Origin of the sequence: Micromonospora sp. NPDC092111 (assembly GCF_044755745.1) — a bacterium.
Lineage (GTDB): Bacteria > Actinomycetota > Actinomycetes > Mycobacteriales > Micromonosporaceae > Micromonospora.
The window spans coordinates 482,576-506,009 of record NZ_JBIVRQ010000001.1; the positions used below are offsets into that span (position 1 = coordinate 482,576).

20 protein-coding genes are annotated in these 23,434 nt (G+C 73.6%); 16 read left to right on the plus strand and 4 right to left on the minus strand.

The annotated features are described in order from the left end of the window. Positions 1 to 22 precede the first annotated feature (22 nt). The 4 genes from ACIQG9_RS02005 (at position 23) to ACIQG9_RS02020 (ending at position 4,160) form a co-directional block, all read left to right on the plus strand. The gene (locus ACIQG9_RS02005) at positions 23 to 997 is read left to right on the plus strand and encodes an ABC transporter ATP-binding protein (protein WP_400397440.1); all 975 of its coding nucleotides are present in this window, start codon (positions 23 to 25) and stop codon (positions 995 to 997) included. A gap of 15 nt (positions 998 to 1,012) precedes the next feature. Continuing rightward, positions 1,013 to 1,771 carry an ABC transporter permease gene (locus ACIQG9_RS02010; RefSeq protein WP_400397443.1) on the plus strand — a complete coding sequence of 253 codons (759 nt, stop codon included), beginning with the start codon at positions 1,013 to 1,015 and terminating at the stop codon, positions 1,769 to 1,771. Between the two features lie 31 nt (positions 1,772 to 1,802). Further along, positions 1,803 to 2,585, plus strand: coding sequence for an ABC transporter permease (locus tag ACIQG9_RS02015; RefSeq protein ID WP_400397446.1), 783 nt, complete (start codon positions 1,803 to 1,805; stop codon positions 2,583 to 2,585). An 87-nt stretch (positions 2,586 to 2,672) separates the two neighbouring features. Then, entirely contained in the window at positions 2,673 to 4,160 is a 1,488-nt protein-coding gene (locus ACIQG9_RS02020) for an AMP-binding protein (RefSeq protein ID WP_400397448.1), read from the plus strand. An 85-nt stretch (positions 4,161 to 4,245) separates the two neighbouring features. On the opposite strand, the gene ACIQG9_RS02025 is transcribed toward ACIQG9_RS02020, so the two are convergent. Further along, complete coding sequence (locus ACIQG9_RS02025) at positions 4,246 to 5,676, minus strand: condensation domain-containing protein (RefSeq protein WP_400397451.1); 1,431 nt, start codon at positions 5,674 to 5,676, stop codon at positions 4,246 to 4,248. 190 nt (positions 5,677 to 5,866) lie between these two features. Here ACIQG9_RS02025 and ACIQG9_RS02030 point away from each other — a divergent pair, with 190 nt between their 5' ends. The 3 genes from ACIQG9_RS02030 to ACIQG9_RS02040 are packed head-to-tail and all read left to right on the plus strand — an operon-like array spanning position 5,867 to position 9,319. Next, positions 5,867 to 7,354, plus strand: coding sequence for a phosphopantetheine-binding protein (locus tag ACIQG9_RS02030; protein ID WP_400397453.1), 1,488 nt, complete (start codon positions 5,867 to 5,869; stop codon positions 7,352 to 7,354). A 1-nt stretch (position 7,355) separates the two neighbouring features. Further along, a complete protein-coding gene (locus ACIQG9_RS02035) occupies positions 7,356 to 7,859 on the plus strand; it encodes a phosphopantetheine-binding protein (protein ID WP_400397456.1) in 504 nt (167 codons plus the stop codon). Beyond that, on the plus strand, positions 7,856 to 9,319 hold the full coding sequence (locus ACIQG9_RS02040; RefSeq protein ID WP_400397458.1) for a class I adenylate-forming enzyme family protein: 1,464 nt from the start codon (positions 7,856 to 7,858) through the stop codon (positions 9,317 to 9,319). The genes ACIQG9_RS02035 and ACIQG9_RS02040 overlap by 4 nt, the downstream gene beginning before the upstream one ends. Before the next feature lie 123 nt (positions 9,320 to 9,442). Here ACIQG9_RS02040 and ACIQG9_RS02045 read toward each other — a convergent pair whose 3' ends face one another. Next, on the minus strand, positions 9,443 to 11,059 hold the full coding sequence (locus ACIQG9_RS02045) for a carbamoyltransferase (RefSeq protein ID WP_400397464.1): 1,617 nt from the start codon (positions 11,057 to 11,059) through the stop codon (positions 9,443 to 9,445). Positions 11,060 to 11,442: 383 nt separating this feature from the next. Between ACIQG9_RS02045 and aroB the strand changes: the two genes are divergently transcribed. Genes aroB through ACIQG9_RS02085 form a run of 8 tightly spaced genes read left to right on the plus strand, consistent with a single transcriptional unit; the run spans position 11,443 to position 19,731 of the window. Next, the gene (gene aroB, locus ACIQG9_RS02050) at positions 11,443 to 12,582 is read left to right on the plus strand and encodes a 3-dehydroquinate synthase (RefSeq protein ID WP_400397467.1); all 1,140 of its coding nucleotides are present in this window, start codon (positions 11,443 to 11,445) and stop codon (positions 12,580 to 12,582) included. Then, complete coding sequence (locus ACIQG9_RS02055; protein WP_400397469.1) at positions 12,579 to 13,508, plus strand: sugar nucleotide-binding protein; 930 nt, start codon at positions 12,579 to 12,581, stop codon at positions 13,506 to 13,508. The genes aroB and ACIQG9_RS02055 overlap by 4 nt, the downstream gene beginning before the upstream one ends. After that, entirely contained in the window at positions 13,505 to 14,476 is a 972-nt protein-coding gene (locus tag ACIQG9_RS02060) for an N-acetylglucosamine kinase (protein WP_400397472.1), read from the plus strand. Before ACIQG9_RS02055 ends, ACIQG9_RS02060 begins: the two co-directional genes overlap by 4 nt. Then, complete coding sequence (locus ACIQG9_RS02065; RefSeq protein WP_400397475.1) at positions 14,473 to 15,444, plus strand: sugar phosphate isomerase/epimerase family protein; 972 nt, start codon at positions 14,473 to 14,475, stop codon at positions 15,442 to 15,444. The genes ACIQG9_RS02060 and ACIQG9_RS02065 overlap by 4 nt, the downstream gene beginning before the upstream one ends. Continuing rightward, on the plus strand, positions 15,441 to 16,553 hold the full coding sequence (locus ACIQG9_RS02070) for a sugar phosphate nucleotidyltransferase (RefSeq protein WP_400397478.1): 1,113 nt from the start codon (positions 15,441 to 15,443) through the stop codon (positions 16,551 to 16,553). The genes ACIQG9_RS02065 and ACIQG9_RS02070 overlap by 4 nt, the downstream gene beginning before the upstream one ends. Before the next feature lie 15 nt (positions 16,554 to 16,568). Next, the gene (locus ACIQG9_RS02075) at positions 16,569 to 18,005 is read left to right on the plus strand and encodes a trehalose-6-phosphate synthase (protein ID WP_400397481.1); all 1,437 of its coding nucleotides are present in this window, start codon (positions 16,569 to 16,571) and stop codon (positions 18,003 to 18,005) included. After that, positions 18,002 to 18,862 carry a trehalose-phosphatase gene (locus ACIQG9_RS02080; RefSeq protein ID WP_400397483.1) on the plus strand — a complete coding sequence of 287 codons (861 nt, stop codon included), beginning with the start codon at positions 18,002 to 18,004 and terminating at the stop codon, positions 18,860 to 18,862. Before ACIQG9_RS02075 ends, ACIQG9_RS02080 begins: the two co-directional genes overlap by 4 nt. Next, on the plus strand, positions 18,859 to 19,731 hold the full coding sequence (locus tag ACIQG9_RS02085; protein ID WP_400397486.1) for an aldo/keto reductase: 873 nt from the start codon (positions 18,859 to 18,861) through the stop codon (positions 19,729 to 19,731). Before ACIQG9_RS02080 ends, ACIQG9_RS02085 begins: the two co-directional genes overlap by 4 nt. A gap of 165 nt (positions 19,732 to 19,896) precedes the next feature. On the opposite strand, the gene ACIQG9_RS02090 is transcribed toward ACIQG9_RS02085, so the two are convergent. Next, the gene (locus ACIQG9_RS02090) at positions 19,897 to 20,829 is read right to left on the minus strand and encodes a carbohydrate kinase family protein (protein WP_400397489.1); all 933 of its coding nucleotides are present in this window, start codon (positions 20,827 to 20,829) and stop codon (positions 19,897 to 19,899) included. Between the two features lie 78 nt (positions 20,830 to 20,907). Between ACIQG9_RS02090 and ACIQG9_RS02095 the strand changes: the two genes are divergently transcribed. Next, positions 20,908 to 22,185, plus strand: coding sequence for a condensation domain-containing protein (locus ACIQG9_RS02095; protein ID WP_400397492.1), 1,278 nt, complete (start codon positions 20,908 to 20,910; stop codon positions 22,183 to 22,185). 129 nt (positions 22,186 to 22,314) lie between these two features. Here the strand turns inward: ACIQG9_RS02095 and ACIQG9_RS02100 are convergent, their stop codons facing one another. Beyond that, complete coding sequence (locus ACIQG9_RS02100; RefSeq protein ID WP_400397495.1) at positions 22,315 to 23,310, minus strand: ParB/RepB/Spo0J family partition protein; 996 nt, start codon at positions 23,308 to 23,310, stop codon at positions 22,315 to 22,317. Between the last annotated feature and the right edge of the window lie 124 nt (positions 23,311 to 23,434).

Below are 23,434 nucleotides of genomic sequence, written 5' to 3' on the forward strand. Positions count from 1 at the left end.
GCCTCGTTCGTAGGCTGCTGCCGTGACCGAACTCCCCCTGGTCGAGGCGAGGAACCTAACCAAGATCTATCCCGCCCGTGGCTCCGTCGCCGAGTTCCGGGCCGTCGACGGCATCGACTTCGCGCTCCACCGGGGCGAGGCGTTCGGGCTGCTCGGGCCCAACGGTGCCGGCAAGTCCACCACCATGCGCATGATCGCCGCGACGTCGCCGATCAGCGGCGGCAGCCTGCGCGTGCTCGGCATGGACCCGATGAGGCAGGGCCCGGAGATCCGCGCCCGGCTGGGCGTCGTGACGCAGGACGACTTCCTCGACAACGAGCTCACCGTCCGGGAGAACCTGCACATCTACGGGCGGTACTTCAACCTGCCGCGCGCGGTCACCCGCGAACGCGCGACCCGGCTGCTGGACTTCGCCCAACTCCAGGAGAAGGCCGGCGACCAGGTCGAGACGCTCTCCGGCGGCATGCGGCGGCGGTTGACCATCGCCCGCTCCCTGATCAACGAACCCGACATCCTGCTGCTCGACGAGCCGACCACCGGCCTCGACCCGCAGGCCCGGCACGTACTGTGGGACCGGCTCTTCCGGCTCAAGCAGGAGGGCGTCACGCTCGTCCTCACCACGCACTACATGGACGAGGCCGAGCAGCTCTGCGACCGGCTCATCGTCGTCGACCACGGCCGGATCGTCGCCCAGGGCTCCCCTCGCGAGCTGATCACCAGGTACGCCACCAGAGAGGTCCTCGAACTCCGGTTCCACCTCGGCGAACAGGACACCGTGGCGGAGAAGCTGCACACGTCCACGCTGGCCACCGGCGGCAGCGACACCGACGGGCGGGTGGAACTGCTCCCCGACCGGGTGCTCGTCTACGCCGACGACGGCGAGGCCGCCCTGTCCGCGGTGCACGCCATGTCGATCACCCCGCTCACCGCGCTGGTCCGCCGGGCGACGTTGGAGGACGTGTTCCTCAAGCTCACCGGCCGATCGCTGATCGACTAGCAGGAGAGACGACTGGTGCTTCGCGCATTCGGATACTGGATCACGGTCTACCGGCGCACCTGGCGCGGCTCGATCGTGATCAGTGTGCTGAACCCGTTGCTGTTCCTCACCGGCATCGGCGCGGGCCTCGGCGCCCTCGTCGACGACAATGCCCCGGCGCAGATCGCCGGCGTGCCCTACGCGGCGTTCTTCGCCCCGGGAATGCTGGCCGCGGCGGCGATGCAGAGCGCGTTCCTGGAGGGGTCCGCAGGGGTCGCCCGGGCGGCGCGCTCCGGCGCCTACCGGGGGGCCACGCCGACGCCGCTCGAACCCGAACAGCTCGCCGCCGGGCACCTGTTCTTCATCGCCTTCCGGGTGTTCACCGCCAGCGGTGCCTTCATCGCGGTGATGGCCGCGTTCGGGCTGATCAGGGGCTGGTGGGTTCTCGGTGCCCTGCTCGGCGCGACGCTGACGGGGATGGCGTTCGCGGCACCGGCCGCCGCGTGGGCGGTCGGCGTACGCAAGATGCGGCACATCGACACGATGTTCCGCTTCGTCATCATGCCGCTCTACATGTTCTCCGGCACCTTCTTCGCGGTCGCGCAGCTACCGGGGTGGATCAGGCCGGTGTCCTACGTGCTGCCGCTGTGGCACGGCGTCGAGCTGTGCCGGACGCTCAGCCTCGGCACGGCGACGCTCACCGGCAGCTCGATCCACGTCGGCTACCTGCTGGTGCTGGCGGTGGGCGGTTTCCTGGTCGCCCGGGTCACCTACCGCCGCCGGCTGCACGCGTGACGGCCCCCCTCCAGACCACCGGGGAGACACCATGACCACCGTCGCCGTACCCGCCTGGACGGTACGTCGGGCCCTGGCGCTCGTCGAACGCAACTTCATGATCTACCGCCGGTCGGTCACGCCGCTGCTCAACGCGCTCGTCGAGCCGATCCTGTACCTACTGTCGATCGGTGTCGGCGTCGGGCTGCTCGTCGGGACGGTACCCGGGGTCGAGGTCCCCTACGCCGTCTACGTGGCCCCGGCGATCCTGGCCACGACCGCCATGAACACCGCGTTCAACCAGACCAGCTTCGGCGTCTTCGCCCGTTTGAAGATCGAGAAGACCTACGAGGCGATCCTGCCGACACCGCTGTCCGTCACCGACATCGCGGTCGGCGAGATCAGCAGCGCGATGATCAACGCGTTGCTGACGTCGATCGGATTCCTCGTCGTGATGGCGGTCAGCGGGCTGATCACCTCGGCCTGGGTGCTGCTGGCGCTACCGGCGTCGGTGCTGATCTCGTACGCCTTCGCCGCGGCCGGGCTGGCCATCACGACATACCTGCGCGACTTCCCCGACTTCCAGTACGTCCAGCTCTTCATGCTGCCGATGTACCTGTTCGCGACGACGTTCTACCCGCTGTCGGTCTACCCGGAGGCGCTACGGCCGGTGGTCCGGGCGCTGCCGCTCTACCAGAGCATCGAACTGGTCCGCGAACCGGCGCTGGGACGCCTCGGCTGGGACCTGCTGATCCCGGTGGTCTACCTCGTCGCCTTCGGATCGATCGCGATGTACGTCGCCACCCGCCGGATGACCCGGGCGATGCTGCGCTGACCGCGTCGGCTCTTAACGCCGGCCGGGTTTTGCCGTACTGGTGTGGGGGTGGATGTGACGCGACCCGAACCCGGCACCGACCACCGCGTGCCCCGAACGGATCGCCAGGGGCGGGCCGATGGGCCGGACACGACGTTCCTGACCGACGGCGTCAGGGACGCGCCAGCCCTGGTCACGCCGGACGGCCGGATCGTGGACCACGGCGAGTTGGCGGCGGCCACCGCCCGCGAGCCCGCCTGGCTGCCCCGCGCCGGGACAGCTCGGTCCCTGGTGCTGTTGGTGGCCACGCCGACCGTCGAGTTCGTGCTGGCGTATCTCGGCGCGCTGCGGCACCGGCATCCCGTCGTGCTGGTCAGCCCCGAGTTCGACGCGGCGGCGCTGGACCGTCTGCTGTACTCGTTCCGGCCCGAGGTGCTGGTCCGGCCGCCGGCGCCGGCCGGGTCGACCACGCCGGGCTGGCCCGACGTGCCGGCCGGCTACCACCCGGCCACCCGGCACGGGTCGCTCCTGGTCCACCGACGCCGACGCCCGGACGCGGGGCCGTTGCACCCCGATCTCGCGCTCGTGCTGCTGACCTCGGGCACCACGGGTAGCCCCCGGGGGGTACGCCTGTCCAGGAGGAACCTGCGCAGCAACGCGGCCAGCATCCGGCAGGCGCTGGGGATCACGGCCGCCGACCGGGCGGTCACCGGCCTGCCACTGCACTACAGCTACGGACTCTCGGTGCTGCACAGCCACCTGTCCGCCGGCGCGTCCATCCTCCTCACCGCGGCGAGCCCGATCGGCAGCGGATTCTGGCGTACCTGCGCCGAGCGGGAGGTCACCGCGTTCGCCGGCGTGCCGCTGACGTACGAGGGGCTGCGCGGTCCGCTGCCCCGGGTGTGGCCGGCGAGCCTGCGTACGCTGACCCAGGCCGGCGGTCGCCTCCGCCCGGATCTGGTCCGCTGGTACGCCGACCTGGCCCGCGAGCGGGGTGCCCGGTTCTTCGTCATGTACGGCCAGACCGAGGCCACCGCCCGGATGTCCTGCGTGGACGTCACGGCTGAGCCCGCCGGCATCGGTTCGGCTGGTCGGGCCATCCCGGACGGCCGCTTCGAGGTCAGGCCGCTGGAGCCGGACACCAGCACCGACGTCGGCGAGGTGGTCTACACCGGCCCCAACGTGATGATGGGCTACGCCGCCGACCGGGCCCACCTGGCCGACGGCGACGGCCTGCGGGGCGTCCTGCGGACCGGGGACGTCGGCCGGCTCCGCGACGGCTACCTGGAGCTGACCGGACGGATCAAGCGGATCGCGAAGACGGGCGGCCGGCGGATCAACCTCGACGAGTTGGAGGAGAGCCTCGCCGCCGCCGCCCCGGTGGCCGTCGTCGCCCGGGACGAGCGGCTGGTCGTCTTCCACGCCGGTGACCCGCCCGCCGCGCTCGGGTCCGCGCTGGACCGCGCCTGCCGGGCGCTGGGCGTCCCGTCCTCGCAGGTGACCGTCCGGGTGGTCGACCGGGTGCCCACCACCAGCACGAACAAGGTCGACTACCCGGCCCTCGCGGCGCTGGCCGGCGAACCGGCCGGTACCTGAACGAACGCCGGCGTGTTCAACTGGCGATCCGCCGCGGTTGAACACGCCGTGGGCAGGGAACGCGGCGACCCGGATCGGGGCCGGATCAGGCAGCCGCCCGGGCGCCGGCCAGTGCCCGCCACAGCGTCTCGGCCGAGTCGTCGGCGCGGCAGGCGTGGAGCAGCAGCCACTCCAGGTCGGCGAGGAGGTCGGCCGAGGTCCGCCCCGGCGCGAAACCAGGGTCGACGCCGACCGAGCAGAACGCCTTCGGCGCCAGGGCGTGCAGGTAGAAGAAGAGCCGGGCCTCCCGGGCCCGGTGCTCCGCGGTGAGGCGGTTGATCCTGGACGCCGCCCGCTGTCGCGCCAGCAACTCGGCCGTGGGCTCGGGCGTGGCGGTACGTCCCACGCCCTGCCGGCCCCCCACGTCCGCCCGCACGTCGTTGAAGAAGCAGAAGCCGTTGAGCGGCACCGCACGCGCCGCGCCGACCTCGGCGAGCACCCCGTGCAGTGCCCTGAGGTCGTACTCACTGTGGCGGTACGCCAGCAGCTCGGCCTCTGCCGCCCGCAGCAGGTACGTCGAGAACGGCTCGTCGGCCACGGTGAGGCAGAACAACGCGTTCTGGTTGAAGGCGCCGACGAGCCGGCGCTGCTCGGCGGCGAACCGGGTGGCCACGATCATCCGGGTAGCCACCTGCCGCTCCCCCAGGTACGCGCCGATGACCAGGAGCAGGCCCGCGTGCACCACGAGGGCCGGACTGAGCCGGTGCCGCCCGCCCAGGCTGGTGGCGGCGGTGGTCAACGCGGTGGACCGCAGCTCCGACCACTCCAGATCGGTGCCCGGCTCGCCGGTGTCGCAGCCGACCACCACCGGGGGAAGGCGTTCGAGGTGACCACGCCAGAAGTCGAGCGACCGCCGGTTGCGCTGTCGGCCCGGCTCGGACCGCTCCCAGCCCGCCCGCTCCACCGGTTGGGTACCGGCCGGCCGCAGCCCGGGCGGACCGCCGCGCAGCAGCGCGGTGAGGTCCTCCTTGAGGATGCGCAGACTCCACCCGTCGACCGCGAGGTGGTGGAGGACCAGGACCAGCCAGACCGGTACGCCGGCCCGGGTGATCATACCGACCCGCAGGGGCGGATCGGTGGCCCCGTCGAAGGCGACGACGCGCAGCTGGTTCGCCACCACGGCGGCGGCACCCGCCGTGGTGGCCGTGCCGGCCTCGAAGACCTCGACCGGCACGGCACCCTCGCCGACCACCTGCTGGACCAGTTCGCCGTCGCGGTCGAGGTAGCGCGACCGCAGCGACTCGTGCCGCCCGACCAGCGCGGCGACGGCGGCACCGACCTCCGACGACGTCGTACCCGGCGGCACCTCGCAGTGCAGCACCAGGTTGAGGCTCGCGTCCCCCGGGGGCAGCCAGGCCAGCACGTCCCACAGCGCGATCTGCCCCCAGGTCATCGGGGCCTGCGCGCTACGGCCGCCGGCGAACGGCACCTCGAAACGATGGACGGACTGCACGGTCACCCCCGCGGGATCGGACACCGGACGCACCAGCCGGCGCGCTGGTCATCCCCATCATGCGAAGAACGATCGTCTTGCATAAGGGTCCGCGCCACCGACACACTTCGAGCCTGTTGCGGCGGTGAGCCGGGTCGAGAGGAGCGCGGCGTACCCCATGGAATCGATCTACATCGACGTCGAACCCGTACCCACGGCGAGCGAAGGGCCATCCGTGGCCGCCTTCCTGGCGCTGTGCGCGTCCCTCCTGCCCGGCACGGCGGACGAGCCGACGCTCGACTCGAACCTCTTCGAGCTCGGTGCCGACTCACTGACCGTCACGGCCCTCGCCGCCGAGATCCAGGCCCGCTGGGACGTGCCGCTCGACCCGTCCGACCTGTTCCTCGCGGAGGATCTCGCCGAGGTGTACGCGCGGCTGACGGCGGTACGCGACGCGGACACCCCGGCCGCGTTGCCCGCCCGGCCGGCGGGGCCGCCGCAGGTGAGCTGGGAGCAGCTCGCCCGGCTGCGTCCGGACGGGCCCCGACCCGGGCCGGGCCCACGCGGCGCCACCATCGAGGTCGACGTGCAGGTCCCCGGCCGGCTGGACGAGGAGCGGCTGCGCGGCGCGCTGCGGGCGGTCGCCACCCGCCACGAGGTGCTGCGTTCGGTCTTCCGCCCGGCCGCCGAGCCGGCCCTGCGCGACGAGCCCACGGTGCTCCTCGACGCCGCCGCCGACCAGCCGGCGACCGCACCGACGCCGACGGGCCCGGTGACCGCCGGCGGGCTCTGGCGGGCCCGGATCGAACCCACCGACCGGGGCACGGTGCTGTCGCTGTCGCTGGATCGGCTGGTGGCGGACGAGGGATCGGTGCCGATCCTGCTGGCCGACCTGGCCCGCGCGTACGACGACGGGGTGACGGAGCTGCCGGCGGCCTCGCCGGGCTTCTACGACTGGGCGGCCTGGCAGCGCGCGACCCACCCCGCCGGGGAACCCGGCCCGCCGTCGGCGCACCGGCCGGTGGCCCGGGTCGCCGCCCGGACGAGGTGGCCCGCCGGTTCGGTGGTCGCGCTGTCCCGGCTCGCGGAGCAGTGCGCCGCCGGCCTGGAGGACGTGCTCACCCTGGCCCTCGGACTGACGCTCGGGCACCTCGACCCGGCCGGTGGTCCCCGGCGCGTCTGCGTGCCGGTCGCCAACCGCGACGACCCCCGGACCCGGGAGCTGGTCGGGCCGGTACACACCCGCGCGGTCGTCACGCCCGTACCGGACGACACGGTGCCGGTCACCGGCGCGCTGCGGGCCGTCCGGCGGGCGCGGGACGACCTCGCCTCGACGCCGTACGGAGCGCACCGGCCACCGTCGGCTGCCCCGACCGGCATGGCGGCGGCCGGCGATCCACCGGCGCTGGTGTCCCTGCGGACCGGCTCGGCCGGGACGATCCCGCTCGGCGGCGTCCGAAGTGGCTGGCGGATCCGCGCGGAGCGGTCCGGATATCTCGACGTCCCGCTGGCGCTGGTGGGCACCCCCGACGACGACGGCAGCCTGGAGCTGGTGCTCTGGCACGATCCCGACCACGCCGACGGCGAGACGGCCGAACGGCTGCTGGGCGAGCTGACCCGACTCGCGCAATCCCTACTGGCCCGCCGCAACCAGCCGCTGGCGCGGATCGTGGCGGGGCCGGCCGAGGTCCACCACGGCACGCCCCTGGACGGAGGTAGCTGACATGTCCACGCGGGAAGAACAGCTCCGCGACGCCCTCGCCTTCGACGGGGAACCCCTGGAGCACGCGCTCGTCGAGGACGGCACGGTGCTGCTGGTGGCCGCCGCCGGCCGGCTCTCCGCCCTGGACGCCCGGCTGCTGGTGGAACGGGTGGTGGATCCGGCCGAGGCGCCGGACAACTACGTCGTCGTCGACCGCATTCCCCGCGACGGCGACGGTGCGACCGGCGACGGCTGGCGGGACGTCGCGGTCGAGCACCACCGGTACGCGGCTCCGGCGTCACCGCTGGAGGAGGCGGTGGCGGCGATCTGGGCCGACGGGCTCGGGGTGCCCCGGGTCGGTGTCGAGGACGACTTCCTCGACCTCGGCGGCGACTCGTTCGCGGCGGTGGCGATCGTCGACCGGATGGAGCAGGAGTGCGGCATCAGCGTCTTCGCCGCCGACCTGTACCAGCTCGGGACCGTCCGGCAGCTCGCCGCCCAGGCCGAGGTCGGGACGGCCCGGTGACCCCGCCGCCGCCCCGGGGCCCGCTGCCGACGTACCGGCGGATGCGGGAGCTGGCGCGGGCCGAGCCAGACCGGCCGGCCGTCTCCGCCCGCAGCGCCGACGGGCGGTGGTCCTCGCTGACCCGAGCCGAACTGGTCGCGCTCGCCGAGGCCCGAGCCGCCCGGCTGCTGGCCGAACCACCGGACCCGTACACGGTGGTGGCGCTCCCCAACGGCATCGGGTTCCTCGTGGCGGTGCTCGCCTCCTGGTGGGCCGGGCGTACGCCGCTGGTCGTCGCGCCGGAGAGCACCGCGCCGGAGCTGGCCCAGCTCTTCAGCGGTGTCGGCCGCCCGCCGGAGGAGATCTTCACCTTCGACGAGTCGGAGCCGACCACCGCAGCGCCGGCGACGGGCCGGGCGGCGGCGACCTCGGCGGTCGGTGCGGCCGAGCCGACGACCGCCTGGTACCTGCCGTCGGGCGGTAGCACCAGCCTGCCCCGCCTGGTCCCCATCCCGGGCCGCCCCGGCGCGCAGCTCGCCGGCCAGTCGGTGCTGCTGGCCGCGGTGGGCTGGCGGCCCGACGCCGACCACCTGGTGCTCGGCCCGCTGTCGCACGCGGCCCCCTTCACCTGCGCGCTCACCGGCCTGGTGTACGGCAACCACCTGGTGGTCGTCGACCGGTTCGGGCCCGGCGCCGTGCGGGACGCGGTACGCCGGGTACCGCCGACCTGGTGCCAGCTCACCCCGCACCAGATGGCGGTCATCGGCGGCGACCCGGCGTTCCTGCGGGCCTTCGGCGAACGGCTGGTCGGTGTCCTGCACACCGCCGCCCCGTGCCCGGCGGCGGTGAAGCAGGCGTGGCTGGACGGGATCGGCGCCGACCGGGTGTACGAGCTGTACGGCTCCACCCAGATGGTCGGCGCGGTCGTCAGCCGGGGCACGGACTGGCTGGAGCGCCCCGGCACGGTGGGACGGCCGTACATGACGCAGGTGCGGATCCTGGACGAGGAGGGCGCCGGCCTGCCCCCCGGGCAGGTCGGCGAGGTCTACCTCCGTACCGCCGGGACCCGTCGGCTCTCCGCCGCCCAGAGTGGACACCTGCGGGGCCGGCCGGGCGGTTACTTCAGCGTCGGCGACCTCGGCTACCTGGACCAGGACGGCTACCTCTTCCTGGTCGACCGGGTCGACGACGTCATCATCGTCGGCGGCGCCAACGTCAGCGCCCGCGAGGTCGAGCAGACCCTGGTCGCGCACCCGGCGGTCGGCGAGGCGCTGGTGGTCGGCCGGCCGGACCGGCTGCTGGGACAGCGGGTGCACGCGTTGGTGGTCCGCGCCGACGCCGGCAGCGAGCCGAGCGCCGCCGAGCTGCGCGAGCACTGCGTGGGGCTGCTCGCCCCGCACAAGGTGCCGGTGTCGATCGAGGTGATCCGGGAGTTCGAACGGTCGTCCGCCGGCAAGATCCGGCGCTTCCGCTACCGGTGACGGCAGGCGCCGGCAACGGCGGTGTGCAACCGTGGCCGGTCCGCAGTTGAACACCCGCAGCCGCGCGTGCGGCCACCCGGACCGGGCGGGGCTGCGCCGCCGTCCGCGCCCGGTCCGGGTGGTTCACACCTTCTCGACCAGGTAGTCGCCGAGGCAGAGCGCGTCGAGGTCACTGTCCTGGAACGTCGCCAGCGCGTCGGCCGGGGTCTCGACGATGGGCTCCCGGTCGTTGAACGACGTGTTGAGCACGACCGGGACGCCGGTGATCTTCTCGAAGTGCGCGATGAGCGCGCCGAACTGCGGCGCGACGGCCGGGTCCACGGTCTGCACCCGCGCGGTGCCGTCGACGTGCACGACGCCCGGGATCGTCTCCCGACACTCCGGCCGGACGGCCGGCGCCAGCAGCATGAACGGCGACGGCCCGGCCAGCTCGAACCAGTCGGCGGCGCGTTCGACGAGCACCGCCGGGGCGAACGGCCGGAACGGCTCACGGTGCTTGATCCGGTTGTTCAGCGCGTCCCGGCTCCCGACGGTACGCGGGTCGGCCAGCATCGACCGGTACCCGAGGGCCCGGGGGCCCAGTTCACTGCCGCCGGTGAACCAGCCGATCAGCTTTCCGTCGGCGATGAGCTGGGCGGCGCAGGCCGCGATGTCGCTCTCGCGCCGGTAGCTGAACGGCACGAACCGCCGCTCGACGAGACCGGACCGGGGGTCCCGGCGCAGGGTCAGCTCGATCTCCGCGTCGCTGTAGGTGCGGCCGAGCGAGTCGGACCGGAACAGCGGCCGGGGCAACTCCCCGGTGAGCTGGTGCAGGCCGTACAGGGCGTTGCCCAGCGCCTGGCCACGGTCGGAGGCGGCCGGCGGCACGAACAGGTCGGCGACGCCGGGCAGGCGACGGATCCGGTCGTTGGCCACACAGTTCAGCGCCACCCCGCCGGCCAGGCAGACGTTGTCGTACCCGACCTCGGCGACGTTCTGCAGGACCAGCGCGCAGAGCGCCGTCTCGACCTCCGCCTGCAGGTGCGCGGCGGCGTCGATGCCCCGCTGGTCGGCGCCGCGCGAGCCGAGCGGGCCGAAGTCCAACCCGTGCCGGCGGGCGTACGCCACGACACCGCGCGCGTGGGTCTGGTCGAGTCGGCCGGTCACCCGCCCGTCCTGCACGTCGAAGAGCGTGGCGGCGAACCTCGTCGGATCCCCGAACGACGCGAGCGCCATGGTCTTGCCCGCCTCCTGGAAGTTCCAGCCCAGGTACTCGGTGAACGCCTCGTAGGTGGCGCCGACCGCGCCGGCCCGGGGCCGTCCCGGGTCGTTGCCGCCCAGCCGGACCAGCCCGTCCGGGGTGCCCGCGTAGTACGTCTCGGTGTCGGTGTTGTTTCCTCCGCCGTCGGTGACGATGACCGTGGCATGGCTGAAGTCGCTCAGGCAGAAGGCGGTGTAGGCATGCGACAGGTGGTGGTCGACGACCCGCACCCGGTCGTCGGGGATGCCGAGGTGCGACAGCCCCGTCTCGGCGACCGTGATCTGCTCGCCGTAGTTGCTGGCCACCACGAGGTCTATCTCGGACAGTCCGATCCCGGCGGCGCGGAGGCAGTAGAGCAGCGACGCCTGCCATCCGGGCGAGTACCGGCTCCGGTTGAGCCGCTCCTCGCCGATCGCGACCATGCGGGTCGGGGTGAGCAGCGCGGCGCCACCATCATGACCGAAGTTGATGCCGACGACACAGGGCTCGTCCACGCTCACGTGTTCCTCCAGCGGCAGGGGACCGAATCGGCACGGATGCCGCCACCGATGGCACTACCGCCCGTGGTGCGTCCGCGAGCGCGTTGACCCGTCCTCGCCGATCGTCCGGGACACGTCGCCGCCGAGGCGACAGATCCATTTCGGGACGGCCAATCGCACCGGGCAATTATCGGCGCCGGCCCGACCGGCCGACAGCGACGCCGATCGAGGCATTGACATGTCATGGGGCGCTGGAAACCATGGCCTGACGAACGCGGGCCAACCGGGACGCCGTCCGCTCCACCGCTAACGGCCGACGATTCTGGCCGTGTCTTTTCCGCATTTCTTCTGGCGTAGGTACGGGGGGCTCACGCATGGCAGGTCGAGCACGTGGATACCACTTCGTGTCCGATCGCCTCACCATTCCGGACGCCGCCGCCGGCCCGTTGTTGAGTACGGCGGTCCGGTCCGACTGGTATCCGGTGCATATCGTTCGCGACGAAGCAGAGGCGCTCGACCGCCTCGTGGACGAGGTGGGCGGTCGGCGCGCCGCGATCGTCACCGACGACGTCGTCGCCGCCCGGCACGCCCAGCGGTTGGCCGACCGGCTCGCGGCCCGTGGGGTCGCCGTGTCGATGACGTCCTTTCCGCCCGGCGAGGCCAGCAAGAGCATGGCCACCGCCAGTGGGCTGCTCGACTGGTTGGCCGCCGGCGAGGTGCAGCGCCGCGACGTCGTGGTCGCCGTGGGCGGCGGCGTGGTGATCGACACGGTCGGCTGGGTGGCCAGCGCGTACATGCGCGGCGTCCCGTACATTAACGTGCCGACCACCCTGCTGGCCGACGTCGACGCGGCGCTGGGCGGCAAGGTCGCCGTCGACCACGACAGCGCCAAGAACCTGATCGGGGCCTTCTACCAACCGAAGGCGGTGGTCACCAACATCGGCTACCTGGACACCCTGGACGACCGGCAACTGCGCGCCGGCCTGGCGGAGGCCGTCAAGAAGGGCATCATCGCCTCGCCCGGACTCTTCGAGCTGATCGAGAGCGAACGGGAGCAGATCCTGGCGCGCGACCCGGAGACCCTGCGCCGGCTCGTCCACGGCGCCAGCGCGGTCAAGTGCCAGCTCATCGAGCGGGACCCGTACGAGCTGGACCTCGCCCGCCCGCTCAACCTGGGGCACACCGTCGGGCACGCGGTGGAGACCGTCACCGGCTACGGTCCGGTACTGCACGGCGAGGCCGTCGCCGTCGGCATCGTCACCGCCGCGCGGATCGCCGAGCGACGCGGCCTGCTCGACCGGGAGGGTCTGCGGCGCTTCGTCGACCTGCTGGCCCAGATCGGGCTCCCCACCAGCCCGGCGGAGCTCGCCGTCGAGGTCGACCCGGCGGCCCTGATCGCGGCGCTGGGCCAGATCCGCAAGATCCGTGACGGCAACCTGCGGTTCGTGCTGCCGACGGCGCTCGGCGAGGTCGTCATCGCCGACGACGTGGCCGACGGGGAGATCCACCTCGCGCTCGGCGAGTTCGCCGGATCCCCACGATGATCATCGTGGTCGGGCGCGGCCTGATCGGCGGCGCGGTCTGTCACGAGCTGCGCGAGCGGGGGCAGGCACCGGTGACGGTCGCCCGCTCGGCACCGGCCCGCGCCCCCGGTCCGCCACCGTCGGACAGCACCCACCTGCGGCACGACCTCGACCTGCCGGCGGGCCAGGCCGCGCTCCGCGCCGACCTGGAGCGGATCGGGCCGCGCCGGATCGTCCTCACCCACGGACCGAGCGACGTGAGCTGGATGGAGGAGAACGAGGAGCGGGCCGCCCGGATCCACTGCGGGGTGGCCCGGCTCGCCGCCGACTCCGGCGTCCCGACCCTGCTCATCTCCACCGACAATGTCTTCTCCGGGGAGCGCGGCCTGATGCGGCCCACCGATCCGGTGACGCCGCACAACGCGTACGGCCGGCTGAAGGCGGAGGCCGAGCGGATCGTGCTCGCCGGCGGAGGCCGCGTGCTGCGGGTCAGTCTCGTCTACGGGCACGCCGACGCCGGGTACCGGGCGACGTACGCCCAGCGCTGCCTCGCCGCCGCAGCGGCCGGTGCCCCGTTCCCGGCCCCCGTCGACCAGTCGTTCACGCCGATCCACATCGACGACGTCGCCCGCGTCGTCGCGGCGCGCCTCACGATGCCGGCCGGGGCCGGGCCGGTGGCCGGAGCCGGGGCCGTGGCACACCTGGCCGGGCCCCAGGAGCTGAGCCGGTACGAGTTCGCGCGCCTGGCCTACGCCGCCGCCGGCGCCGATCCCGAGCTGGTCCGCCCCTGCCTGCGCCGCGACACCCCGTGGGCCTCCCGGCCCCGCTACTCCAGCCTCGCCTGCACCGACTTCCGCCCCCTGTTGCCCGGGCACTGGCCGCCCGCGACGCCGGCCGCCGGGCTGCGACGCATGGTGTCGGCGACCGCCGGCGCGGCGGCACCGTGACCGCCACCTCCGGCCGGTTCGCCATCGACGCGGGCGGCACCCGAACCCGGGTACGGGTCGAGCCGGTGGACGGCCCGCCACGGGTCGCCGAGTACCCGACCATCAACCGCGCCGCCATCTCGGCCGCCGAGGCCGACGCCGTACTGGCCCAGATCCTCACCGACGTCCGCGACCGGATCGGCACCGGTCCCGGCGTGGGCTGGCTGGCGAGCGCGGCCACCGACGAGCACAGCCTGGGCAGCGAGTCCGCCCGGGTCCGGCGTGCCGCCGCCCGGCACCACGTCGACCTGGTGCTCTCCAACGACCTCGTGCCGATGCTCTGGGGGCCACCGGCGCTGGCCGGCACCGGCGTGGCCGTGGTCTGCGGCACCGGGTCGGGGTTCCTCGGCGCGCACCGCGACGGGCACACCCGGCGGGCCGGTGGCTGCGAGTACCTCGGCAGCGACGAGGGCAGCGCCTTCGACCTCGGCTGGCGCGGACTGCGCGCCGCGGTCCGCGCGGCCGACGGCCGTGGGCCGGCCACCGGCCTGCTGGCGGCGCTCGAAACCCGGGCCGGCCGCCCCGTCACCGAGCTGGCCCGGGAGCTGGCCGGCAGGCCCTTCCCGAAGCGGCACCTGGCCGCACTCGCCCCGACGGTCTGCCGGGCGTGGCTGGCCGACGACGCGGTCGCCACCGGGCTGGTCGAGGCCGCCGTCGACGAACTGGCGCTCGGGGTACGCACCGTGGCCAAGCGGCTCGCCCTGCCACCCGGGTACGCGGTGGCCGCCCTCGGCGGGGTGCTGACCGGCTGCCCCGAGTTCTTCGCCCTGCTGCGCGACCGGCTCGTCACGAAAGGGGTCGACAGAGTGCAACTCATCTCCGACACGGTCAGCACGGTGGCCGACGCGCTGCGACACGTCGTCGGTACCGGCGACCGGCTCGTCCTGCCGGCCGCGCTGCGCCCGTACGCCCGGCTGGTACGCCCGTGAGCACGGCCGGCATCCAGCTCGGCGTCTGCCTTGCCGCCCACTCCCCCCTCGGCCTGCGCGGCGCGCTGCGGGTGAGCGCGGACCTCGGCGACCTCTGGCTCGACGTGCCGACCGACACGCCACTGGGGCTGATCGACCCACGCCGCTGCCTGGATGACCGGGGCTACCTCGACGAGGTGGCGAAGACGCTGGCCGACGCCCGGGTCGGCTGCGTGAGCAACAGCCGCGACGCCCAGCTCCTGCTCGGGCCACACGGCCCGCACACCGATCCGGTCGCCACCGGTACGCCGGCGGGCAAGCGCGCACACGCCGTCGCCTGCGCCCTCGGGTCGATCCGGCTCGCGGAACGGATCGGCGCGCCGGCCGTCCGGCTGCTGGTCGGTTGCCCCGACTTCGCCCGCTGGCTCTCCTGGCCGGGCGACCCCGGCGGCTGGGACCGGAACGTCGCCGAGTTCTTCACCCACGCCGAGCCGGTGCTGGCGGCCGCACGCGACAGCGGCCTGCGCCTCCTGCTGGAGCCGCACCCCAGGCAGATCGTCTACGACCGGGTCAGCAGCGCCGCGGTGCTGTACGCCGCGCACCCGGACGCGGGGCTGATCGACCTCTGCGTCGATCCGGCGAACCTGGCCGCGATGGGCCACGACCCGGTCGCCGCCGTCACCGGCTGGGGAGCCCGGATGTACGCGGTACACGCCAAGGACCTACAGCGCTCCGGCCACGCCGGCCCGCCGCCGGGAGCCGGGTGGAGCCGGTACGGCCCACAGCCGCCGATCCGGTTCCGGGCGCTCGGCTGCGGCGAACTCGACTGGCCGGCCATCGTCGCGGCGCTGCTCGACGAGGGGTTCACCGGGGTGGTGTACGTGGAGCACGAGGACGTCCTGCTGCCCAGGGAGCAGAGCCTCGCCCAGAGCCTGGCGCTGCTGGGCTCGCTGCTGCCGGCCGGCACGCCGCAGGGGAGGACGTGGTGACGAGCGGGGAGGACGTGGTGACCGGGATGGACGACGTCCGCGCGGTGCTGCTCGCCGGCGGTCGGGGCGAGCGGATGGGCCGGCTGACGGGCCAGCGGCCGAAGCCGCTGGTGCCCTTCGGCGGACAGTGCCACCTCATCGACTTCAGCATCGCCAACGCGCTGCACTCCGGGCTGACCGAGGTGCTCCTGCTGTCGCACTTCAACGAACACCGCCTGATCGACTACCTGCGGTCGACCTGGGAGCTGCCGGACCGACTGCACATCCACCTCGGCCCGCACGACCGCGACGTCCGGTCGGGCCGCGACCTCGCCGCGCTCGCCCCGCGCCCGCCCGAGCGCGGCACCGCCGAGGCACTGCTGGCCAATGCCGAGTTCATCTTCACCGACCGCTACCGGGACGTGCTGGTGCTGCACGCCGACCACGTCTACCACTACGACTACCGGCCGATGCTGGCCCACCACCGGTCCACCGCCGCCGCCCTGACCATCGGCTACCAGGAGATCCTGCCCGAGTACGTCAAACTCTTCGGGATGGTGGATTTCGACTCCGACGGCTGGCTCACCACGTTCGTGGAGAAGCCCGCGGAGCCGACCAGCAACCTCGTGTTCAGCGCCTTCTGCCTCTTCGACCAGTCGGTGCTGGACCGGTACCTGAGCAAGCTACGGACCACCGACTGGCGCTACGACCTCAGCCGCGACGTCATCCCCGCGATGCTGGCCGCCGGCGAGCGGATCGCCGGGTACCCGGTGCGGGACTACTGGGAGGACATCGGCACCGTCGACCGCTACCACCGGGCGCACCTGCGGCTGCTCGGTCCGGAGCCGACCATGCGGCCGGAGCGGATGCCGCGCACCCTGGCACCGGAGCTGGTCCGTTCGACCGGGTCGGCCGGACCGGGGCTGCGCGACAGCCTCCACCCGACGGACCTGCGCAACGAGGGCTCGGTCGAGGAGTCGGTCCTCTATCCCGGGGTCCGGATCGGCGTCGGCGCCACCGTCCGTCGCAGCGTCGTCCTCCCGGGCGGTTCCGTCGCCGACGGGGTGTCGGTGACGGACAGCATCGTCCTCGACGGCGAGCGGGTCGAGACCGACCGGTCGGGTTACTGAGTGAGGAGCGTGTCCATGCCCATCGACGAACCGCCGGTGCTCGTCGCCGCCAAGGCTGCCCCGGTCGCGCACGAACTGGTCGACGGCGAGGTGGTGGCCCGGCTCAACGGCAGTACCGGCAGCGTCGCCGGCGACATCGCGAGCGGCTTCGCGGTCACCGTGGTCGCCAGCGCCGCGACGGAGGCCGACATCGAGCTGACCCGCCGCCACCCGGACGGCCTCACCGTCCGCTCCGCCGGGGGCCGTGACATCAGCCTGCACCTGGTCCGGCACGCCCCGGAGACGCTCTCTCCGCAACGCTACGGGCACGTCACCGAGCTGCTCTGGCACTCGATGCACGGATTGTGGAACGGGGCGACCGAGCCGACGTTCGACACCGGGAGCCGGCTGGCCTGGGAGTCCCTGCACGCGCTCAACGGGGACATCGCGGCGGCGCTGCTGCGCCGGGCCGGCCGCCCCGGCGCCGTCTACCTCGTGCAGGACTACCAGCTCAGCCTGGTGCCGCGACGGCTGCGCGATGCCGACCCCGACGCCCGGATCCTCTACTTCCACCACATCGCCTGGCCCCACCCGGACGGGCTGGCGATGCTGCCCACCACCGCCGTCGACGACCTGATCGCCGGGGTCCTCGCGGCGGACGTGGTCGCGTTCTTCGCCGACCGGTGGCGGCGGCAGTTCCTGCGCAGCGTCGAGGAGTTGGTACCGGATGCCCGGGTCGACCACGTCAACGCCACCGTCGCACACGCCGGACGGCTGACCCGGGTCGCGGTCGAGCCGCTCAGCTACAGCACCGATGCGCTGACCGGCCTGTCGCCACGGTGGCCGGCGGAGCTGGCCGGGTGGGCCGGCGACCGGCCGCTGGTGGTGCACGCCGGCCGGACCGACCCGATCAAGAACGCCGACCGGGCGGTCGCCGGGTTCGCGCACGCGATGGCGCAGCGGCGGTCCGCCGACGCCCGGCTGCTGGTACGGCTCCAGCCGCACCGGCTCGGCATCGCCGCCAACGCCGACTACCGCGACCGGGTGGTACGCGCCGTCGCCGAGGCCAACGACCGGCTCGGCGAGGAACGGGTCCGCCTGCTCGTCGACGATGACCGGCGGCTGACCCTGGGCTGTCTGGCCCGGGCGGACGTGGTGCTGGTCAACTCGGTCATCGACGGGCAGAACCTGACCGCGTTCGAGTGCTCGGCGATCGGCGAGCGCGATCCGGTCCTGGTGATCACGCCGACCTGCGGGGCGAGCGAGGTCCTCGGCGCGGACGCCCTGCTGGTGAACCCGTTCGACCTCATCGACCTAGCCACGGCGATCAACGAGGCGATCGACATGCCGGCCGCCGAGCGGGCGGCCCGCGCGGCGCGGATGCGGGACGCCGGCGCCCACATCGCCCTCTCGGTCTGGGCCGGACGGCAGCTACGGCTGCTCGACCGCCCGGTGACCGCCACCCCGGGATGACCGGGGATGAGCGCCCCGGCGCGCTGCTCCGCTACCCGACGGTGGATCTGCTGATCGCCGCCGACCTCGACGGCACCCTGATCCCCCCGACCTCGACCGCCCCCGACTGGCAGACCGAACGCGACCAGCTACCCGACTTCTGCCGCCGGCTCGGCGCGGCCCCCGCCGTGACGTTCGTCTGCGTCACCGGCCGGCGGGCGCAGAGCGCCCGCCGGGTGCTCGGCGCACCGACCTGGGTGGTCGGGCTGCACGGCGCCGAGTCGCTGGCGCCGTACTCGCCGGTGCCGGTGCGGCATCCGGTACCGGACGCGGTGACCGGCGCGCTCGCCGCCCTCGCCGCCGAGCTGCGGGACTCCTGCCCGGCCGGGATGCAGGTGGAGGACAAGCAGCTCATGCTGACCATCCACCATCCGGGATACCCGCCCGACACGGCGGCCCACGCGCTCGCCGCCGTGACCACCCGGGCCCGCGACGCCGGCCTGCGGCAGGTGCCGGGACGGGGCTGGACCGAGTTGCGGCCACCGTCGCTGCCGGACAAGGGCGACGCGGTACTCGACCTGGTCCGCCGGTTCCGTCCCCGGCGACTGGCGGTCGCCGGGGACGACCACGGCGACGGGCCGATGTTCCGCGCCGCGCGGGCGCTCGCCCGCCGGGGCACGCTGGCGCTGGCCGGCTGCGCACACGTCCGTACCCCCGGCGCGCACCCCGACACCGAGCGGCTCGCGGACGTGGTGGTCGACAGCCCCGCGGCGTGCCGCGCCTGGCTGCTCGGCCTCGCCACGACGACCGATCCGCCGGGCCAGCGCCGGCCCGACCCGCTACCGCCAGTCCGACCAGTGAAGGGACCCATCAGATGACCACCTCCACCACGCGACCGGCCCGGGCCAGCGGCACGTTCGCGATCGGCGGCGACCTGCCGGTGACCCGGCTCGGCTACGGCGCGATGCGGCTCTCCGGGCCCGGCATCTGGGAGCTGCCGGCCGACCCGGAGAACGCCGTCGCCGTGCTGCGCCGCGCCGTCGAACTCGGCGTCACCTTCATCGACACGGCCGACTGCTACGGCCCGTACGTCAGCGAGGACCTGATCCGGCGGGCGCTGCACCCGTACCGGGACGTGACCATCGCGACCAAGGGTGGCGTGGTGCGACCCGGTCCGGGCGTCTGGGTGCCGGTGGGTCGACCGGAGTACCTGCGCCAGTGCGTGGAGATGAGCCTGCGCCGGCTCGGCCTGGACTGCATCGACCTGTACCAGCTACACACCATCGACCCGCACGTACCCCTCGCCGACCAGCTCGGCGAGCTGGCCGCGCTGCGGGACGAGGGGAAGATCCGCCACATCGGCCTGTCGGAGGTGACCGTGGCCGAGATCGAGGCGTCCCGGGCCGTCACACCGATCGCCTCGGTGCAGAACCTCTACAACCTGACCGAGCGCCGCTCGGAGGAGGTGCTCGGCTACTGCGACCGCGAGTCGATCTGCTTCATCCCGTGGTTCCCGCTGGGCAAGGGCGTACTGGCCCGTGCGGAGGGCGGCCTGGTCACGCTGGCCGAGGCGCTGGGCGCGACGCCGTCACAGGTCGCGCTGGCCTGGCTGCTGCAACGCTCGCCGGTGGTCGTGCCGATCCCGGGTACGACCACCCTGGACCACCTGGCGGAGAACTGCGGCGCGGCGGCGGTGCGGCTCAACGACGAGCAGCTCGCCGAGCTGACCAACGCCACGCCGGCGTGATCCTGTTGCGGCTGCGGACAGCGGGCCGGCGGGCCGGGTCTGCCCCGGTCCGCCGGCCCGGCCGGTCCGCCGTCGACCCGGCGCACCGCCGACGGCCGGAGTGCGTTCGTGCCGCTCGCCGGCCCGCGGATTTCCCGCACGTCCTGGTGCGGCAGCGAGTTTCCCCTAGAGCCGGCCGGCCCGCCACTGCGGGCTCTGCGCCGCCCGCGCGACGGCTTCCTCCAACTGCGCGGCGGAGATCAACTCTTCGTGGGTGCCCGCCGCGCCGCAGGCGTACGCGCCGGAGACCGCGCCGGCGAGCGCGCACTCTTCCACCGGCCGTCCGGCGAACCATCGGCTCATGAACGCCGTGCTGAACGCGTCGCCGGCACCGTTGCTGTCGACCACCGGACGCTCCGGCGGCACCGCCGGGAACCGGCGTACCCGGGGTTCGGCCCGGGTCAGCACGCGGCAGCCGGCCGCGCCCTCGGTCGCCACGACCACCTCGGTCCGGCCCGCGTCGAGGATGGCGCTCATCAGGTCGTCGATCTTCTGGGGCGCCGCAGCCGAGCTGAGGAAGACCAAGTCGGCCTCGCGGGCGTGCAGCAGCGGGCCGGACGCCACCCCGTCCCACGCGTGGATGTCGGTGGAGGTGGTGACACCCCGTCGCCGGGCATCGGCGAACGCCCCGAACCCCCGCCCCGCGGCGACGTGCACATGCCGGGCGCGGGTCAGGAAGGGCAGGTAGAAGTCCGGCGGCAGGTGCAGGTCGGCCGGGTGGCGCGGGTCGTAGAAGGAGAACCTGCGGCCCTGGTGGTCGACGAGGTTGACGCTGCGGGGTGTGCCGGACGGCGCGGGCAGGTGGGCGAAGTCCAGCCCGACCTCGGCGTACCGGGCCAGCACCTGCGCGCCCTGGGCGTCGTCACCGAGGAAGTCGACGAACTTCGTCCGCAGCCCGAGCGCGTGGAAGCCGAGCGCCACACCATTACCCGAATGTGCGACGTAGTCCAGGATCGGCGGTACGACGTAGTTGTCGCCGGGTGGAATTTCGAGGTGCGGAACCCGGACGATGGTATCGACGCCCACCCCGCCGACCACCAGCGCATCGAACTCGGCCATACCGCATTCCTTCCGCCGTGACGAATGCTCGGATAACCTGCCCGCACGTACGGGCGCGAGCATTATATGGGGGGTCGAATGACGGGCGGAACGCAGCGATGGCCGCTGTCGTACGCGCAAAGTGCCCGGCTCGCCCGCGACCGGATCCACGGACCCGTTCCCTTCAATGTCAACGCCAGTTTCGAGGTGGCCGGTCACCTGGACGCGGAGCGGCTGCGCGGGGCGCTGGACCGGCTCATGCGGGCGCATCCGGCACTACGGGGGCATCTGACGCCGGACGGCACCGCGATGCTGGTGCCCGAGGAGGTGACCCCGGAGCTGATCGTCCGGACCGGGCTCACCGCCGACCAGGTCGACGCCCAGGTCACTGCGGAGGCCGACCGGTTCCGGGACCGCCGCCGGGGGCCACTGTGGACCGCTCAGCTCCTCACCCGCACCGACGGACACCAGGTGCTCGCGCTCGCCTTCGACCACCTGGTGATGGACGCGAGTTCGCTCGACATCGTCCTGACCGACCTCGCCACCGGTACCGCCCGGACGCCGGACCCGGCCGGACCCGACTCGTACGGCGCGTTCGCCGAAGAACAGCACGCCCGGTACGGCGGCGGCGACTCCCCCTCGCTGGCCTACTGGCGGCAACACCTGGCCGGTACCGCGCTCAACCGGCCCGTCGTACCCACGTTCTGCCTCGACCCCGCCGGTCCGCTCTCCGGCCGACGGACCTCGACCCGGATCGAGTTCGACGAGGGCGAACAGCGGTCGCTCGTGTCGGCCTCGGCCGCCCACCGGGTCACCGTCTTCATGGCCTACCTGGCGGCGGTGGCGGCGGTGCTGGCGGAGTCCTCGGGCGAGCGGGACATGACGTTCCGGGTGCTGACGCACGGACGCCGGCCGCCCCACCTCCGGACCGTCGGCTGGTTCGCGAACATGGTGCTGGTACGCCTGCGGCACGCCGACCCGCTCGACTTCGCCAGCCTGCTCGCCGAGGTCCGTGAGACGTGGTTGCGGCAGCTACCGCACCAGGGCGTCCCGTACCCCCTGGTGCTGCGGCGGGTGGAGCCGGAGCGGACGATCACCGACCACCGGCCCGCCGTGGTGACGGTGAACGCGTTCACCCCGGGTCCACCGGTACGGCTCGGACCGGCCTGGCTCACCGGCCGCCCCGACTCGGGTGGAGTGGCGGAGGAGGCGGGACTGCACTTCATGCTCGGCCACGGCGTCGACGTGTTGACGATCGAGTGCTGGCACGACCCGGCGCGGTACGCCGTGGCCGACGTCGCCGACCTGCTCGCCGCGCTGAAGCAGCGGCTCCTGAGCGTCGCGGACCTGCCCCGCCCCCGCCGGCGGCGACCGTGACCGCGATGCGCCGGACGGCCGACCACCCTGGACGGGGGACGCGGGTGACCGCCGAGGCTCCCCGAGGCTGATCGAGGCGGGTCCGGAATTCCTTGCCCGGCCCTCGGCGATGAGGCAGCGCCCGTCCGGTCAACCGGTGTTGCGCATCCGCCGTTCCAGCCGGTCGGCGAAGGCGAGCCATTCCTCGGCACAGCCGCGCGCCACCTCGGCCACCACGTACGCGCAGTGTGACGGCATCCGCTCGACCACCTGCTCCCACCCCTCAGGCCCACTGGCCCGGGAGAACATCCACCGCAGCAGGTTCCGGCCCGACTCGCTGAACCGCAGCGACGGGTCCCGGTTCAGGTTACGCAGCAGCGTCGCCCGGTCACGTCCGGTACCGCCGCCGGGGCGGCCGACCCGGTTCTCGGTGCCGGTGCGGTGCCGCTGCGGTCCGGTGCGCCGACGCCCAGGTATCCGCCCGCCGCCCTCCTCGCGCTGACCGGTCGGCACCGGATCGTCGCCCCGCGCCAGCCGGTCGCGGACGTCCCGGACCGTCGCGGGTGACAGTCCCGCCAGCCGGGCCACCGCCCGCAGCGACGCCTGCGGGTGCCGGGCGATGGTCTCGCTCGCGACCCGTCGGGCCTCGGCGCTGCTCAACGGCCGGACCCGGCCGTCCCGACCGATCCGCGCCGTGACCTGCTCCTTGCCCGCGCCGGTGCGCCGCCGGATCGCGGCGACGGTCTTGGCCGCCAGCCCGCTGATCGCGGCGATCGCCCGGTCCGAGTGATGCGGGTGCGAGGTGACGATCCGAGCCGCGGCGGCCTCCCGGTCGGCGAGGGTCAGCGGGAGTCCGTGTCCCACGTTCGCCCGGACCGCCGCGACGAAGGCGTCCCGCTCGTCGCCGTCGAAGAACTCGACGGCGATCGTCTCCTCGCCGCGGAGCATGGCCGCGCGGAGCCGGTGCGCGCCGTCGACCACCCGCATGGTGGCGCGGTGCACCAGGATCGGTGGCAGCGGGTTGTCGGACTCCGCCAGCAGCCGGGCGTGCTCCGCGTCCTCGCCGCTGAGGCGGGGGGAGTCCCCCGGGGCCAGGGAGTCGACAGGAATTTCACGCGTTTCTCCCCGACCGCTATGGCCGCTCATACGCACCCCCGCGCCGCGTCACACCGATTGACCGTTGTGACGGTATGTGTCCGGGCAAGGTACCGCAAGAACCAGTTCGGGACTTGCGATTTTTGGACGCTCGTCGGCAAAATTCCGACAGTCG